A 16,325-nucleotide genomic window follows, 5' to 3' on the forward strand; every position below is an offset into this window, starting at 1 on the left:
GCTTTATTCCCCTTTCGCTTCTAGCTTTTTATAAAGATCAATAAATTCTGCTGCTAATTCTTTTACTGTAATAGAATTCATTAAATGATCTTGTGCATGAATTAAAAGAACACTAATCTCTGTTTTTTCTCCTCTTGCTTCTGATTGTATGAGCTCTGTTTGGAAATGATGCGCTTCATTAATCGCTTCTTTCGCCTTTACCATCGCTTCATCAGCTTCTGCCATTTTCCCCTGTTTGGCAAATTGAAGTGCCTCCATTGCAAAGCTTCGTGCATTACCACTATTTAAAATTAATTGGAATGGAATTTGTTCTGCTGTAGTCATCATAATTACCGCCCTCTCTATTATGGTTCAACCGATTTAAATACCCCTTCAGTTTGAACATGTCTATTAAATTATTATTTTATTAATGATAGTTTGGTGTTCTTGTAGATGGGTCTCATCTTTCTGAACATGATATAAAGGTGATTGTTCTCACAGACAATATTGTCTGTGAGAACAATCTTTATGTTACATAGGTACAGAGTTGTTATTTCCTTGCGCTGCTGCTTTTTCAGTACGAACAACTGAACGGTCACATAACACAACGAATGGATAATAGATTACCATTGCAATTACAAAGTTAAATAACTGTAGAATCGTACCAGAAATATGTCCACCTGTTACAAGATAACCACTAATAATTGGTGGTGTTGCCCATGGAATCATCACAACTGTTTTTGGTACCCAACCAATAGATATAGCTGTATAAGAAGTAATTACTAATACAATTGGTGTTAGGATAAACGGTAAGAATAAAATTGGATTTAAAATAATTGGTGTACCAAAGATTACTGGTTCGTTAATGTTGAATGCACCTGGACCAATTGATAGACGCGATACACCACGTAGTTGTGCACTTTTTGCTACAAGTAATACCACTACCAAGAATGCTAATGTTGCACCAGAACCACCAAGATATACAAAAGTATCAAAGAATGGTTTTGTAATAATGTTTGGAACATCAAATGCAGATGTACCACCTTGGAATAACTTCATGTTTTTCTCTAATGCCGGTAAGTATAATGGCTCAATGATACCACCAACGATATTTGGACCATGTAAACCGAAGAACCAAAGAAGATGAACAAGGAGTACAATGACAATTGCACTTGGTAATGTCCCTGCTAAACTTTGCAGTGGTGATTGAATCGTATTAAAGATAAATTCATGAACACTTGTACCAGCTAATTTCACTGCTAATTGAATACCTGCAACCACTGTTAAGATAACAAATGCTGGAACTATAGCTGCGAAAGATCTTAAAACTGCTGGTGGTACTCCATCAGGCATTTTAAAAGTAATGTTTCTTTGTACAAAGAAACGGAATACTTCAGTAACAAGGAGTGCCACAATAATTGCTACGAATAACCCTTGTGCACCTGTCCAAGCTAAGTTCAATCCGCCTTCTTTCGGTGTTGTTGGCGTAAGAATAATTAACGCACCAAATGAAATAATACCTGCTGACAAACCATCAACGCCGTAAGATTTTGCTAAATTATAACTTGTTGTAAATGCTATGATTAGTGCTAGAATTGCGAAAGAACCGGTCCACATTCCACCGCCAACTTGTTTCCACGTTTCACCAAACAAACCTTTCATGAACTCTTGGAAAGCTTCAGACGGAAAACCATTAATTAGTGATGCCAGTGCACCAACTAAAATAAGTGGCATAACTGCAATAAATCCGTCACGAATCGCAGCTAAGTGACGTTGCGATCCGATTTTACCAGCGACAGGAACAATATATTTCTCCATGAATGCAATAAATTTTTGCATTTCGCTTCCCCCCTAATTATTTTTTAAGTGTTAGTGCGTGATCTAAAACTGCTTCTCCATTCATCATGCCGTAGTGCATTGGATTAATAACATCCACTCCAACGTTTTTCTCATCGGCAAGCGTTTTCATTGTAGAAAGCATGTAACGAACTTGTGGTCCTAATAATAGTACATCTGCTTGATCGATATTATTTTTTACTGCATCCCCAGATACAGCCCAAATCTTACCTTCTAGACCGCGAGCTTTTGCAGCCGCTTCCATTTTTGTAACTAGTAAACTTGTAGACATTCCTGCTGAGCAACATAATAAAATATTCATTTGAAAATCCCCCTTGTGTAGTATAAAAAGTTTATGTTTATTTATTTTTCTTTACGCTATTTATTAATGCAATTAGCGTGCCAACTTTTTAAAACCACTAAAACCAGCGCTTTTTCGAGTATTCTCTTTGTGTGTTAACGCTTTCAATCAGTGTGTCCCCAAAAAAACACACAGTGTGTTATAAAACAACACGCTTTTAACACATAACTGTATGAAAATAGATTAGTGTTTGGTTGTCTAGTTGTGTTTAAAACAAAAAAACGCTAAAAAAACTTTTTTCAGTAAAAAATAATTTATTATTTTAACCCACTATTATTTAATAAAATAAAAAAACCTTGCATACGCAAGGTTCATTCAGTCACTGACATCTTCCTATATAATTCTACAAACTCACTCGCTAATTCCTTTACCGTAATTGCATTCATTAAATGATCTTGCGCATGCACCATCAGAAGGGTAACTTCTGTCTTTTCCCCGCCAGCTTCTTTCTGTATAAGCTCCGTTTGTAAGCGGTGCGCCTCTTTTAATTCATCTAGCGCTTCTTGTAATTTAGCCTCTGCTTCTGTAAACTCCCCGCGCTTTGCGCAATCAATTGCCTCCATTGAACAACTTCTCGCATTTCCCCCATGCAAAATTAAATGAAAAGCCTTCGTTTCTATCGTATCCATTTTAGTTCTTTACTCCCCCTTTTCTTCTGCCAACTTTTGTTTATCCCATATTTTTAAGAACGGTAAGTAAATAAAGAATGCTAATGCAAAGTTAACAAGTTGCAAAATAACACCTGAAATTTTACCACCCGATCCTAAATATCCACTAAATAGAATTGGTGTAGTCCATGTTACAGCAGCACCACTTGGTCGAGCCACCCATCCCCATTCCATTGCGAAATAAGAAACAATTGTTAACACAACTGGAACCAATATAAATGGAATAAGTAAAAGCGGATTCATTACAATCGGCATACCGAAAGTCACCATTTCATTAATATTAAAAATACCAGGTGCAATCGACAACCGTCCTAAACTTTTTAATTGCTGGCTTCGTGCAAATAGTAGCATTCCTACAACTAAAGCTAGAGTCGCACCTGAACCACCCATATAAATCCATAAGTCAAAGAACTGTGCCGTAATTGTATGCGGTACATCTTGACCAGCTTGAAAAGCAATTCGATTCTGATCCATTAATGATAACCAAATTGGACTCATAACACCGCCTACAATTGTAGCTCCATGAATCCCGCACGCCCAAAGGACATGAACGAGAATAACGGCTATAACTGCTCCCCAAAGACTAGCACCAAGTACACTAAGTGGTTCTTGCAACAGCTTCCCTACAACATTATGAATACTTCCGAAAGTTGTTTGTTCAAAAATTAATCTAATGATCCAAACAACTGTCACAACAATAAATCCTGGAATAAGTGCTGCAAATGAACGCGTTACTGCTGGTGGAACTGTCTCAGGCATCTTTATAATCATCTTTTTCTGCACAAGAAATCGGTATATTTCAGTAGATATAATTGCAATAATCATCGCTACAAATAAACCTTGGCTTCCCATTAATGCCGCTGGAATTACTCCATCTACCAGTATACTTTCTTTCGTACCTGGAACAATATATGCAACTTGAAATGGAGTTGCGAGTAAAAAGGTTACAAGCGATAATGCACCAGATGCTAAAGCATCCACTTTATAATACTCACCCAACCTGTAAGCGATTCCAAAAACAGCTATTAAAGCCATTATATTAAAAGTTGCACTAACTGGATACCCTAATGCTATGTTCCAATTTTCCCCGAACAAACTCGCCATAAATTCATGATACCCTGGAATTGGTAATGTACTAATAATAAGAAAAATTGATCCGATAATTAAGAACGGCATCGTCAAGACAAGTCCATCACGGATTGCTAGCAAATGCCTCTGCTCTGCAACCTTCCCTGCCACTGGCATCACATATTTCTCTAAAAGCCGTATCATCTATCTCACTCTCCTCATGGTTTCATTGACAATGCTGCCTGCAAGATAGCTTCTCCATTACAAAGTCCGTAATGGACGGATTGAATGACATCAACAGGTATCCCCTTCTCCTTACATAATTCTTTCATCTTCGGTAATAAATAACGTACTTGTGGGCCAAGTAAAAGTACATCTGCATTATCAATATGATTTCGCACTTCTGAACCTGATACAGCCCAAATTTTCACCTCTATCCCCATTCCCTGTGCCGCTTTCTCCATTTTTGTAACAATCAAGCTGGAAGACATTCCCGCTGCACAGCAAAGCAAAATATTCATCCTGTTTCCCTCCCCTTTTTCTAAACCTAAGTTATGGCCCATCCCTTACCACCACTAGGTTACAAATATATATGTCTAGATTTCTTGCTGTATGCCGAGCTTAAACACAAAAATTTCTCGGTTTTCACGCTATTCCATCTATCCGTATTTTCCTAGTAAAGAAGTCTCTAACTCGCTATAATGATTCAGTATGATTTTTTATAATCGATAGGAGGGTATATTTATGAAGGCATATCGCTTTCCGCTTATTTTATTATCTTCTATCCTAATTGGTGGTTTCATTGGTTATTTCATGGGTGCCGATGCAGTTGCTTTAAAGCCGCTTGGTGACATTTTCTTAAACTTAATGTTTACGATTGTTGTACCGTTAGTGTTCTTTAGCATCGCATCATCTATTGCTAATATGGATGGATTAAAACGTTTCGGTAAAATTATGTCTAGTATGGCTGGAACTTTCTTATTTACAAGTATTTTAGCTGCTATTTTTATGATTATTATCGTGAAAGTATTCCCGCCAGCACAAGGTGTTGTATTAGAACTAACGCAGCCTGATAAAGCTGAAAAAGCAGTTAGCGTTGCTGATCAAATTGTTGGTATCATAACAGTATCAGACTTTTCAAAGTTACTATCTCGTGAGAACATGTTAGCTCTTATTTTCTTCTCTATCTTAATGGGGGTTGCAACTTCAGCAGTTGGTGAAAAAGGGAAACCATTCGCTACATTCCTACAAGCTGGTGCAGAAATTTCAATGAAAGTTGTATCTTTCATTATGTACTACGCTCCAATCGGACTAGCTGCCTACTTCGCAGCATTAGTTGGTGAATTCGGACCACAACTTCTTGGAACTTACTTCCGAGCAGCAATGGTATACTATCCAGCTTCTCTTATTTACTTCTTTGTATTCTTTACATTCTATGCGTACCTTGCAGGTCGCAAACAAGGTGTACAAATATTTTGGAAGAACATGGTCTCTCCTACAGTTACATCACTTGCAACTTGTAGTAGTGCCGCAAGTATTCCAGCAAACTTAGACGCAACAAAGAAAATGGGTATTTCTTCTGACGTTCGTGAAACAGTTGTCCTTCTTGGATCTACACTTCATAAAGACGGATCTGTTTTAGGCGGGGTATTAAAAATTGCTTTCTTATTCGGTATTTTCAACATGGAATTCGAAGGACCGAAAACATTAGCAATTGCACTTGTTGTTTCTCTATTAGTAGGAACAGTAATGGGTGCTATTCCGGGCGGCGGTATGATTGGTGAAATGTTAATCGTTTCTCTATACGGATTCCCACCAGAAGCATTGCCAATTATCGCAGCAATTAGTACAATCATCGATCCTCCTGCAACGGTGTTAAACGTAACAGGAGATAACGCTTGTGCCGTAATGACAGCTCGTCTTGTAGAAGGTAAAAACTGGATCAAAAATAAATTTGCTTAATATATAGAAAGAGGATGCTCGTTTAGAGCATCCTCTTTCTATATATTAATCACTACTGCCACAAATTTGTTAAAATCTTCACAAATATTCCACACCTCTTATCCTTACTCCGTACTATAATCATGTATGGAGAAGGGAATGGACACGATGACACAAAGCGCACCAGAATTTAAAGTTTTGCAAAGCATTGCATTTCTTGCTGTCGTTTTGCAAAGTTCCTTATTATATACAATGAATCAAGGAAATGTCTTACTTGAGCAATCCCTCATTATGGGCATGCTATTTAATCTTGCAAAATTTTCAGCACCTGCATTCATATTTATCGTTGGATTTCACTTAATTCGTCACTATACAAAGCAATTGGTATATAAAGAATATATTTCTGAAAAAGCGACACACTTACTCATTCCTTATTTCTTTTGGTCTATTCTTTACTTATTAACAACAAACGATCTTATTACATTACAAAGCGGAATAAAAAGCTTATTACTCGGAACAGCTGCTCCTCACCTTTGGTATGTTATTATGATGTTCCAAATTCACTTATTGTTCCCTTTACTATGCACACTTTTTTATTGGTTTCAAAAGCGTACAGAAAATAAAAAAGACATATATAAATATATGACCTTTTTCGCCTGCCTATATTTCCTATTAATGTGGTTCTCTTCTCACTATATTTTTAATGGAGAAAAATTAACAAGTTCAACAATTTTACATTATACAGATCGATCATTTCTATTCTACTCATTCTATTTCGTTATGGGAGGCATTGCCGCTGTAGCACTAAAAACTTGGCGTCTATTCGTCATCAAACATATCCCGCTTATAACAATATTATTTTTTATCTTATTTTTATTCATCAATTATGAGTTATTTAGTTTTTACGGAGCAAACTCTATTCATTTAACTGTTTCTACCTATTTAAAACCATCTATGTTTTTATATATCGTATGCGAAATTATGATACTGTATGTGTTATCTATTACAATAGTACAGCGTCGTGGTTTCTTATATAAAACGTTACGTTTCATTGGAAATTACACGTATGGTGCTTATTTAGCTCATTTATTCTTCTTGCAACTATGCACAAAACTTCTTTCCTTATTCACGCTGCAAGAAAATACTATATTATATAGCCTTTTACTATTTGTGTTAACGGCCATAATCTCTATTTCAACAATGGTCATTTGTAGCACACTACCATTTCATACTTGGATTACAGGTCCTTCTCCTACAACAAATATGAAATGGGCGAAGATTGCACTTCAAAAAAATCATGCAAAACTATTCAAACCATATCTTTGATATAATGATATTTCATATAAGAAAAGAAAGCAGGAGACATCTATGATTAATCAAGTTGGACAAATTATGTTATATGTAAATAACCAAGACGAATCAGTACAGTTTTGGACAGAAACAGTAGGATTCCAAATCATTGCGGAAGAAAATAACGGACAAGGATTTCGCTGGATTGAAGTTGCGCCGGCAAAAGATGCTGGAACAAGCATTGTCCTTCACGATAAAGCGTTAATTGCGAAGATGCAACCTGAACTAAATCTTAATACACCTTCACTTATGTTCTTCTCAAATGACTTAGACCATCTATATAAAGATCTTTCTGAGAAAAGTGTTACAGTTGGACAAGTTGTAGATTTACCTACTGGTAGAGCATTCAACTTTGCTGATAATGAAAATAACTACTTTGCAGTTATGGAAAAGAAATAAGAAAAAGCTATCCGAAAAGGTCATAATAAAACCTTTTCGGATAGCTTCTTTTATTAAGAAACTTGCTCTGCATTCGTTTCCTTATGCTGTATATGACTCGTAACCCATGTGATTCCACCAGCGACAACGAGATAGCATAATAAAATTAAAATTTGCATTCGTAATTGCGACCAATCTCCTAAAGAGATAACATCTTGTAACCCTCTAAGAGAATGAGACATTGGGAGAAACTGTCCAATTTTGCTAAGAACAGCTATATTTAACTCTCCTGGGAAAGTCCCCCCGCTCGTCGCTAATTGAAGAACGAGAAGTGTTACCGCTGCGAACTTTCCAACAAGACCAAATACCGTTACTAACATAAGAATAAATGTCATGAACGTAAAGGAAATAACAATACTTGATAAAACAAAGAGTGGCACACTTGAAACTTCTAATTTCATAACTCCTAGCACAACCACATCCACAAGTAATGCTTGAATAAGTCCAATTAAATATACCAATCCTAGTTTATTAATAAAATGTACTGTTCCGCTTACCTTCATATTTTGTCTACGGCCAAGAGGTAAAATATTCGATGCCATAATTCCGCCAACATAAAATGCCAGTGATAAAAAGTATGGTGCAATACCTGAACCGTAGTTAGGCACATCAGAAACTGTCGACTTCACTAATTGAACCGGCTCTGAGAACATCGTATTGCGTGCATCATCATTGCGAACATCCGCTATCTTCTCTGCGCCCTCTCCCAATTTCGTAGAAAGTTCTTTCGCACCATCGTCAAGTTTAACAAGTCCGTTCGTTAACTTATCAGCACCCTGATTCAGCTCTGTTCCGCCACTCGCAAGGCGATTTACACCTTCTTGTAATGATGTAAATCCATTTCCCCACTTCGTAAATCCATCAGCTAAATTCGAAGTACCATCTGCTATCTTTTTCGTTCCAGCGGTAGCTTCGTTTAACTTAACTCCGAATGTATTCATGCTTTCCTCAATCTTATGCTGACCATCAGTAAGCTTCCGCGCACCTTGTGTCAATTGTTGTTGGCTATTACTTAAAGTGTTTGTTGCTTTAGCTAATCCGTTAGAAGTAGCAATGATCTTTTGAAAAGCAGGATCTTGCTGCACTTCTGGATGACTTTTCACGTACTCTTCTAATTGTTGTTTTACACTATTTGCTGCATTGTCCGCTTTCACTTGCCCTTCAGCAAGTTTCTCACTTCCGTTCACCCATTCATTTGTACCAGCACTTAATTCACTAACTCCTGATTGTAAAGACTTCTCACCCTGTGCTAGCAGCTCCATACCATTATGAAGTGATGTCGCTCCCTGACTAAGCTCATTTGCTCCCCCAGTTAAGGCCGATTGACTAGAGGCAAGCTTATCACTTCCTTCTTTTAACTTCACTGTTCCATCATTTAAACGATGAATACCCTCTGCAAGCTGATTCGCCCCATTTTTTGCATCCGTCGTTCCTTCGTGCAACTTCTCAGCGCCATTTCTTGCATCACTCAACCCTTGTGCCAAATCTTGAAACTTTGAAAAGACACCTTCTGTATAAGATTTCGTAATACTATTTGAAATTTTTGTTTTCATATTTTCAACAGCTGTCGTTCCAATTTGAGCTGCTACAAAGTTTTTCCCTGGATTTACTTTGTACTGCAGCCTCGCCGGCTCTGGTTTCTCATCCATTAGTGTACTTACCTTTTTAGAGAACTCCTCCGGAATCGTAACCACCATATAATACTTATCTTCTTTTAGCCCTTCATCAGCATCTTTTTCTGATACGAAATGAAACGCCAATTCCTTATTCTCTTTTAAATTTTCAACAAAATCGTCTCCAGCATGGATTGTTTTTTCATCCATCACAGCACCCTTATCTAAATTAACAACCGCAACAGGTAATTTATCTAATTTCCCGTACGGATCCCAATATCCAGCTAAGAAGAATCCTGAATAAATTAAAGGAACGATTAATAAAAAAATTAAAGCGATACGTCCATGTTTATGGTTCCACATCGCCTTCCAATCTTTAAATATAAGTTGAATTCCCTTCATGAAACATACTCCTTCTCCTAATTTAACACCCTTCGAATGGTTTAACAGATTTACTATACACGTCACTTTCCATACTGTATAATACATCTTTAATTATCAATTCATTCCTTTTGGTCTATAGAAAGGAGATTCGAAGTGGAACTTCTTCAATTAAAATACTTTCAGACAGTCGCACGACTAGAACATATGACAAAAGCAGCTGAAGAATTGCATATCGCGCAGCCTTCACTCAGTAAAACAATCGCTAGACTAGAAAAGGACTTAGGCGTCCCCTTATTTGATCGCCAAGGTCGACAGATTACATTAAACTCTTTCGGCAAAGTATTTTTAAAACGAGTAGAACGCATTTTTCATGAATTAAGTGAAGGGGAACGCGAAATTAAAGATTTAGCTGAATTACAACAAAGCTCTATTACACTTGCAGTTTCTATTCCAAGAATATTACCCGAGTTACTCGGTTCTTTTTTACTAGAACATCCTAACGTTCGATTCCAACAATTTCTCGCATCTACTCCTTCTATGAAGCGGCAACTAGATAATATGGAAATTGATTTTTGTATCTCCTCTGTACCAATTGAAGGCGAGGAAATGGTTTGGGAACCACTTATCACAGAAGAAATTTTCTTAGCTGTTCCTTCAGGACATCGGTTATCAAACCGCGAAAGTATCTATTTGCATGAAGTAAAAGACGAATCGTTTATTAGTATGAACACTGGTTACGGATTTCGGTACTTAACAGATGAATTTTGTAAAAAAGCTGGTTTCACTCCACATATCGCTTTTGAAGTAGATGAACCAACCGTGATTAGCGATCTCATTAAGCAAGGTCTTGGCATCGCCTTTGTCCCAAGTTTAACTTTATTAAAAAACTCTACTTTAGCATCAAATAAGTTACGTATTATTGAACCTAATTGCGAACGAACTATCGGCTTAAGTTGGTCGAAGAAGCGCTATTTATCAAACACCGCCCAGCAATTTCGTGAATTCGTGATTGATTACTTCTCCAATATTAGGGCGTAAAATTATATCGCTTTACAAACAAGTAACGACACAAATAAAAGGTACCATCCCCATAGGGTGGCACCTTCTATTTTTTACTCTTATCCAATTCCATTTCCGCTAAAAGCGGCAATACGTTATCGAAAATATGTGTATTATTATTCTCACCTGTTACATATCCACCATAATATCTACTAAATACATTATCATTTCGGAATGTAGTCATCCGCTCATACAATTCCTTCGCAAACTTTGTATCACCTGTTTGTAGTACGTACAAAATTGTTAATCCGTAAGATGCTGGTGATTCATAGTTCACAGCTTGTTTTCCCGTTTCTAAGTTATAACGACCATATAACTTTTCGTCTTCGCGAAATTTCTTCTTTATAAATTCCAAATAAGCATCTGATGAAAGACCGCCTAAACTACGATGATAAGCAACGTATGATTGATCAATAAGATTCACTTCTTTATCGTACGTAAATGTCCCATCATCTTTATACTCTTTCGGGAATGCCCAGCCCTGCCTTGGATAATCCGCTAAAAACTGAACAACTTCCTGATACTGCTGTGCAGAAATTCTTCCATACTTTTTCATATAAGAGAATGCATGCGGATTTATGTAAGATGTTGTTGCAAAGTTATTTTGTTTTCCTGTATCTGCATCGTAATAATCAGCGTAATAATTACCTTTTTTATTATAACGAAGTACAGAATCACTCAATTGATCTGCAAGGTTTTTATAGCGATCTTCCTTATACATTTCATAAGCACGATATAATTGTTCTATAATACGAAGATCATCGATAAGTGCATTAGTAGCTGACTGCATTTCTCCCTTTTCAGAGATTTTCCATATAACGATGCGATCCTTGTGTACAAAGTTATTTTGAATAACCTTCACTTGTTCATCAAATAAAGCTTGATCATCTTTATCAAGTGTATATTGTAGCCATAACCCTGCAGATTCTGATAAAGCTTCACGGCCCTTCGCTTCACCCTTACCTGCCTTTGTATCCTCTAAGCGATACGTTGCAAGTGTTCCATTTTCATTCACCATATGTCGTAAAATAAAATACTCGGTACGATTTCCTTGTAAAGCTGACCAAAATACAACTCCACCTAAAGCGATTAAGAGAATAACCCCAATCCCTATATATAAACGTTTTCGCAAGCTTTTCACCTCCTTTTAAGGCTGACCTTAATTTTACCAGAACATACGCAAATATAAAAAAGACAATCCTTTAGATTGTCTCTCCCACCTTATCCTTCGCAAGCCTCTTTAGAAGGTCTATATAGCGATTCCACAAGTCGATCATATTCACGACGCGTAATTTCTTTATTATACAACTTTAATAATAAATCTCTATGCTCTCTTGAAAATGCCATCTTTTTAATGACTTCAGGATACATAAAACACCCTCTCCATTTCACATAAACTTCTTCATCCCGGAAACGGAACTTACGTTCGCATAAAAAATTATAAAAGATTCAGCCCTAAAAAACAAATAAAATATTACTAAATATCATTTTCTTTCTTTTCGGAATATTTAAACGCTATATTACCGTACTCATTTTTTAAATACATATATGTTTTTGGAAGTTTTTTGAATAAATTTTCCAATTCAATCAGAAAATAATGGCAAAAAGAAGAGGAGTATACATATGGATACCGTAACATTAGCAAGGGCATTTTTTGGTTCTTCATTAGCATTCCACATTATCTTTGCAACGCTTGGAGTCGGGCTTTCTTTAATGATTTTTATAAGTGAAATACTCTATCACTGGAAGAAAGATTCCGACTATGCCATTATGGCAAAAAGATGGACAAAGGCTTTTGCTATCCTTCTCGGCGTAGCAATTCCTACTGGAACAATTGTTGGTGTACAAATTTCACTTCTTTGGCCTGGTTTCGCCAAAATTGTTGGGCAAGTTATTTCCGTTCCATTTCAAATTGAGATTTTCGCCTTCTTTTTAGAGGCTTTATTCATGTCTATTTACGTATATGCGGCTGATAAACTGCCTCCAGTTATGAGATTAATCTCACTATTTTTCGTTATGATTGGCGCCACTGCATCTGCCGTGCTTATTACATCGGCAAACACATGGATGAATACACCTGCGGGCTTTTCAATGAATCCAGATGGCTCAGTTTTCAACGTTGATCCATGGAAAGCTTTCTTTAATCCGAGCTTTGGCACAAGTGCATTCCACGTCGTTATTACGGCCTATACAACTGGAGCAGCTGTTATCGCTTCTATCGCTGGATTTAAATTATTAAAGAAAAATTTAAGCACTCGTGAAATTGCTTACCATAAAAAAGGATTACTATTAGGGCTTGTCGTTACATTTATCACAGGTGCTACGATGTGGCTTTCAGGACACGAATCTGCTATTGCCTTACATAAACATTCACCTGAAAAACTAGCATCTGCTGAAGCTTTGTTTGAAACGACATCACACGCACCTTTATCGATTGGCGGGGTTGTGGACCCTAACACACTTGAACTAAACTATGCCCTTGAAATTCCGAACATGCTTAGCTTATTAGTGGGACTAGACCCTAACACCGTTGTAAAAGGTCTAAAGGAATTCCCGCAAGAAACATGGCCACCATTTTACACACATACACTGTTCAATTTAATGGTCGGCACCGCTGCCTTTACCTTTGCAGTTGCAGCTATTGCCCTCTTATATTGGTACTTTGTTTACCGAAAAAAAGGAGTAGAGTTACCGAAGTGGCTTCTTTGGGGAGCTGCCGCCTGTGGACCCGTTATGTTGCTCGGTATTGAATTCGGATGGATTTTTAGTTGTAGTGGTCGTCAGCCATGGACAATTTATGGCATGCAACGCACGGTAGATGCTTCTACGCGCGCTGATTTCGTCGGTCCTTTATTTGTTTTATTCATCATTTTATATATCGGACTCGGTATTTTAACAGTCTTTGTACTACGGACATTCTTTAAGAAACATCCGTTAAAGAATGATTTACATCACGAAGGAGGCGATTCTCGTGCATGAGGAAAGCATTGCAATCATCATCTTATGGGCTCTTATTTTCGTATATAGCATACTAGGGTCTATTGATTTTGGAGCTGGTTTTTGGGGCATGGTATACGCTAAACACCCGACGCTTGCTGCCAAGCTTGCTAATCGGTACTTATCACCAACTTGGGAAGTAACAAATACGTTTCTTGTCTTTGTCGTCGTTGCTTTTCTCGGTTTCTTCCCAAAAGCGGCCTTTACCCTTGCAACCGTTATGTTTGTACCAGTTATGTTAATTTTAGTACTCGTTGCGATTCGTAGTACATTTATGGTATTTGCTTACTCCCTGCCAAAATACCAACACCTTCTTCGGATTATTTCAGGTATTACCGGGCTCTTAATCCCAGCTCTATTAATTACCGTTCTGCCAGTTACAGAAGGTGCCTATATTACGATGTCTGAAGGAAAAGAAGTGCTCCTTTACGGAAAGCTTCTTTCTAGTCCCGTTATTTATTGTTATATGCTCTTCGGACTAACTTCGGAACTATTTCTATCATCTCTCTTTCTTGCTGACTTTGCTAGGGAACAAGGTTCTGAAGATACGTACCGAATTTATAGAAGAAATGCCATCATACTTGGTCCTGCAACGCTCGTGACTGCTATTATCGCTCTCGTTGTAATGGACCCTGAAACACACTGGCTTATGCAAGGACTAATAAAGCAATTCCCATGGTTTACAGTCTCTATCATTTTATTTGTTATCGGATACTCTTCCCTTTGGTGGACAAATAAGAAATATGGCACACTAGGCTTTCCTCGCATTGCAGTTTTAGCTGTCGTCGCTCAATATGCATTTGCAAGCTACGCTTACGGCGTCGCCCATTTACCTTATATCATTTACCCGGACGTAACTGTATTTACAAGCTTTACGACGGTCGAAACATTCTATGCACTTCTTATTCTTTACGCAATCGGGATTGCAATTTTACTACCAGGATTTATTTTCTTCTGGAATTTATTCTTAAAAGATCGAACATTTTTAAAGGAAAAATAGTAAATTAGGGGCATTCACACATAGAATGCCCCTAATTTATTAGACTCCTCTCCTAATAGTTATTACACTACTCCTTATACTTGCCTTATTGCTCAAAATACACATATTCACTAGATTAAGGTAGATGCCTAGTTCTTCTTATTTTCTTTTGAATATAATGCTATATAAACTTGAGACAAGCTACATTTGTTCAAGGGAAAATAGAAAGGTAGGTTAAATATGAGCATTGAAATATGGATTACTATTATTGTATTCTTCTTAACGATGATTGTTATCTTTTGGCGACCTCGCGGTTTAAATGAGGCGTGGCCGGCAGCAATCGGTGCTAGCATTATCCTCATTACTGGACTTGTATCAAAACCAGACGTCATGGACATTATAAGTAAAATCGGCGGTGCCTCTATAACGATATTAGCGACCATCGTTATGGCGGTTATATTAGAAAGCTTCGGCTTCTTCCACTGGTCCGCAGCAAAACTCGCAAATTTAGCGAAAGGTTCCGGACGACGCCTATACTGGTACATTCAATTACTTTGTTTTCTTATGACTCTTTTATTTAATAATGACGGTAGTATTTTAATTACAACACCGATTTTAATTTTACTTCTGAAAAACCTTCAATTAAAACCTCATCAACAAATCCCTTATTTATTAAGCGGTGCTTTAATCGCCACTGCATCTAGTGCACCAATCGGTGTAAGTAATATTGTAAACTTAATTGCATTAAATATCGTCCACATGACTCTTTATATGCATACAGCTATGATGTTTGTACCTGCAACACTAGGACTACTGTTTATGTCATGGCTCATGTATACAGTTTTAAAGAAAAAACTTCCAGAAAGATTACCTGTTTCTTCATATGATATTGAAGAAATTTTCTTCACGAAAAACTTCCATCCGTTAAAAGGACAAAATTCTGTTAATACGAAACAAAAACGTACGAAATTCATGTTAAAAGTATTAGGCTTCGTCTTCCTTATGCGCTGTCTTCTATTCGTTGCATCCTTCTTATCGATTCCAATCGAAATCGTTGCCGTACTCGGTTCACTCGTTCTTCTCATCTGGAGATGGTACTACTTACGAACAAACCCAGTCGATATTTTAAAAAAGACACCGTGGCACATTTTAATTTTCGCTTTCTCTATGTATGTAATTATTTACGGGCTTCATAACGCAGGGTTAACAGCGGCACTTGTAAGTTGGCTCGAACCAGTTGTAAGTCAGCATCTACTCTATGCCAGCTTTGCAATGGGCGGACTCGTTTCCCTCCTCTCTAACGTCTTCAATAACCACCCTGCACTTATGATTGGTACAATCACATTAACAGAAATGGGACTAGATCCAGTCACATTAAAAACTATCTATCTCGCAAATATCATCGGTAGTGACATCGGTTCACTATTATTACCAATCGGTACACTAGCTTCCCTCATTTGGATGTATATCTTAAGACAAAACAAAATTAAAGTGAAATGGAAAGATTATTTAAGCGTATCTCTCATCGTAATCCCACTCACAACAGTCGTCACATTATTCCTCTTATACTACTGGGTACAATTATTCTTCACCTTATAGACGACAGAAGCCCCCTTTGCTACCGTCTTAGCAAAGGGGGCTTCTTCTATATT

16 protein-coding genes are annotated in these 16,325 nt (G+C 37.2%); 7 read left to right on the forward strand and 9 right to left on the reverse strand.

The window, feature by feature from the left end; translation table 11 throughout:
* Positions 1 to 3 precede the first annotated feature (3 nt).
* From JFT89_RS17155 to JFT89_RS17180, 6 genes are all read right to left on the reverse strand, one after another.
* On the reverse strand, positions 4 to 327 hold the full coding sequence (locus tag JFT89_RS17155; RefSeq protein ID WP_000989054.1) for a PTS lactose/cellobiose transporter subunit IIA: 324 nt from the start codon (positions 325 to 327) through the stop codon (positions 4 to 6).
* Between the two features lie 183 nt (positions 328 to 510).
* Complete coding sequence (gene celB / locus JFT89_RS17160; protein WP_002159857.1) at positions 511 to 1,818, reverse strand: PTS cellobiose transporter subunit IIC; 1,308 nt, start codon at positions 1,816 to 1,818, stop codon at positions 511 to 513.
* A 16-nt stretch (positions 1,819 to 1,834) separates the two neighbouring features.
* A complete protein-coding gene (locus tag JFT89_RS17165) occupies positions 1,835 to 2,137 on the reverse strand; it encodes a PTS sugar transporter subunit IIB (protein WP_001023565.1) in 303 nt (100 codons plus the stop codon).
* Between the two features lie 350 nt (positions 2,138 to 2,487).
* The gene (locus JFT89_RS17170; RefSeq protein WP_002068354.1) at positions 2,488 to 2,805 is read right to left on the reverse strand and encodes a PTS sugar transporter subunit IIA; all 318 of its coding nucleotides are present in this window, start codon (positions 2,803 to 2,805) and stop codon (positions 2,488 to 2,490) included.
* Positions 2,806 to 2,814: 9 nt separating this feature from the next.
* Complete coding sequence (celB, locus tag JFT89_RS17175) at positions 2,815 to 4,116, reverse strand: PTS cellobiose transporter subunit IIC (RefSeq protein ID WP_201040388.1); 1,302 nt, start codon at positions 4,114 to 4,116, stop codon at positions 2,815 to 2,817.
* Positions 4,117 to 4,130: 14 nt separating this feature from the next.
* Positions 4,131 to 4,433, reverse strand: a complete 303-nt coding sequence (locus JFT89_RS17180; protein WP_033707682.1) for a PTS sugar transporter subunit IIB — start codon at positions 4,431 to 4,433, stop codon at positions 4,131 to 4,133.
* Positions 4,434 to 4,656: 223 nt separating this feature from the next.
* Between JFT89_RS17180 and JFT89_RS17185 the strand changes: the two genes are divergently transcribed.
* The 3 genes from JFT89_RS17185 (at position 4,657) to JFT89_RS17195 (ending at position 7,602) form a co-directional block, all read left to right on the forward strand.
* Positions 4,657 to 5,874, forward strand: a complete 1,218-nt coding sequence (locus tag JFT89_RS17185) for a dicarboxylate/amino acid:cation symporter (protein WP_002068351.1) — start codon at positions 4,657 to 4,659, stop codon at positions 5,872 to 5,874.
* A 147-nt stretch (positions 5,875 to 6,021) separates the two neighbouring features.
* Entirely contained in the window at positions 6,022 to 7,179 is a 1,158-nt protein-coding gene (locus tag JFT89_RS17190; protein ID WP_033707681.1) for an acyltransferase, read from the forward strand.
* Positions 7,180 to 7,221: 42 nt separating this feature from the next.
* Positions 7,222 to 7,602: a VOC family protein gene (locus JFT89_RS17195; RefSeq protein ID WP_201040389.1), complete on the forward strand. Its 381-nt coding sequence runs from the start codon at positions 7,222 to 7,224 to the stop codon at positions 7,600 to 7,602.
* Positions 7,603 to 7,655: 53 nt separating this feature from the next.
* On the opposite strand, the gene JFT89_RS17200 is transcribed toward JFT89_RS17195, so the two are convergent.
* Positions 7,656 to 9,656 (reverse strand): YhgE/Pip family protein, encoded by a 2,001-nt coding sequence (locus tag JFT89_RS17200; RefSeq protein ID WP_201040390.1) that lies wholly within the window; start codon positions 9,654 to 9,656, stop codon positions 7,656 to 7,658.
* A 135-nt stretch (positions 9,657 to 9,791) separates the two neighbouring features.
* Here JFT89_RS17200 and JFT89_RS17205 point away from each other — a divergent pair, with 135 nt between their 5' ends.
* A complete protein-coding gene (locus JFT89_RS17205; RefSeq protein ID WP_201040391.1) occupies positions 9,792 to 10,676 on the forward strand; it encodes a LysR family transcriptional regulator in 885 nt (294 codons plus the stop codon).
* Positions 10,677 to 10,743: 67 nt separating this feature from the next.
* Here the strand turns inward: JFT89_RS17205 and JFT89_RS17210 are convergent, their stop codons facing one another.
* Positions 10,744 to 11,829: a hypothetical protein gene (locus JFT89_RS17210; protein WP_033707293.1), complete on the reverse strand. Its 1,086-nt coding sequence runs from the start codon at positions 11,827 to 11,829 to the stop codon at positions 10,744 to 10,746.
* A gap of 89 nt (positions 11,830 to 11,918) precedes the next feature.
* Positions 11,919 to 12,068 (reverse strand): hypothetical protein, encoded by a 150-nt coding sequence (locus JFT89_RS17215; protein WP_002016173.1) that lies wholly within the window; start codon positions 12,066 to 12,068, stop codon positions 11,919 to 11,921.
* Positions 12,069 to 12,320: 252 nt separating this feature from the next.
* Here JFT89_RS17215 and cydA point away from each other — a divergent pair, with 252 nt between their 5' ends.
* From cydA to JFT89_RS17230, 3 genes are all read left to right on the forward strand, one after another.
* Complete coding sequence (gene cydA / locus JFT89_RS17220; protein WP_002068341.1) at positions 12,321 to 13,676, forward strand: cytochrome ubiquinol oxidase subunit I; 1,356 nt, start codon at positions 12,321 to 12,323, stop codon at positions 13,674 to 13,676.
* Entirely contained in the window at positions 13,669 to 14,694 is a 1,026-nt protein-coding gene (locus tag JFT89_RS17225) for a cytochrome d ubiquinol oxidase subunit II (RefSeq protein WP_002089640.1), read from the forward strand. The genes cydA and JFT89_RS17225 overlap by 8 nt, the downstream gene beginning before the upstream one ends.
* A gap of 219 nt (positions 14,695 to 14,913) precedes the next feature.
* Positions 14,914 to 16,272: an arsenic transporter gene (locus JFT89_RS17230; protein WP_002068340.1), complete on the forward strand. Its 1,359-nt coding sequence runs from the start codon at positions 14,914 to 14,916 to the stop codon at positions 16,270 to 16,272.
* Positions 16,273 to 16,325: the final 53 nt, after the last annotated feature.

Origin of the sequence: Bacillus sp. TH25 (assembly GCF_016650935.1) — a bacterium.
GTDB classification, from domain to species: Bacteria; Bacillota; Bacilli; order Bacillales; family Bacillaceae_G; genus Bacillus_A; species Bacillus_A mycoides.

What these genes read in the sequence shown, in the direction of transcription:
- JFT89_RS17155 (WP_000989054.1), bottom strand. Translation starts at nt 327, where the DNA reads ATGATGACTACAGCAGAACAAATTCCATTCCAATTAATTTTAAATAGT.
- celB (WP_002159857.1), bottom strand. Translation starts at nt 1,818, where the DNA reads ATGCAAAAATTTATTGCATTCATGGAGAAATATATTGTTCCTGTCGCT.
- JFT89_RS17165 (WP_001023565.1), bottom strand. Translation starts at nt 2,137, where the DNA reads ATGAATATTTTATTATGTTGCTCAGCAGGAATGTCTACAAGTTTACTA.
- JFT89_RS17170 (WP_002068354.1), bottom strand. Translation starts at nt 2,805, where the DNA reads ATGGATACGATAGAAACGAAGGCTTTTCATTTAATTTTGCATGGGGGA.
- celB (WP_201040388.1), bottom strand. Translation starts at nt 4,116, where the DNA reads ATGATACGGCTTTTAGAGAAATATGTGATGCCAGTGGCAGGGAAGGTT.
- JFT89_RS17180 (WP_033707682.1), bottom strand. Translation starts at nt 4,433, where the DNA reads ATGAATATTTTGCTTTGCTGTGCAGCGGGAATGTCTTCCAGCTTGATT.
- JFT89_RS17185 (WP_002068351.1), top strand. Translation starts at nt 4,657, where the DNA reads ATGAAGGCATATCGCTTTCCGCTTATTTTATTATCTTCTATCCTAATT.
- JFT89_RS17190 (WP_033707681.1), top strand. Translation starts at nt 6,022, where the DNA reads ATGACACAAAGCGCACCAGAATTTAAAGTTTTGCAAAGCATTGCATTT.
- JFT89_RS17195 (WP_201040389.1), top strand. Translation starts at nt 7,222, where the DNA reads ATGATTAATCAAGTTGGACAAATTATGTTATATGTAAATAACCAAGAC.
- JFT89_RS17200 (WP_201040390.1), bottom strand. Translation starts at nt 9,656, where the DNA reads ATGAAGGGAATTCAACTTATATTTAAAGATTGGAAGGCGATGTGGAAC.
- JFT89_RS17215 (WP_002016173.1), bottom strand. Translation starts at nt 12,068, where the DNA reads ATGTATCCTGAAGTCATTAAAAAGATGGCATTTTCAAGAGAGCATAGA.
- cydA (WP_002068341.1), top strand. Translation starts at nt 12,321, where the DNA reads ATGGATACCGTAACATTAGCAAGGGCATTTTTTGGTTCTTCATTAGCA.
- JFT89_RS17230 (WP_002068340.1), top strand. Translation starts at nt 14,914, where the DNA reads ATGAGCATTGAAATATGGATTACTATTATTGTATTCTTCTTAACGATG.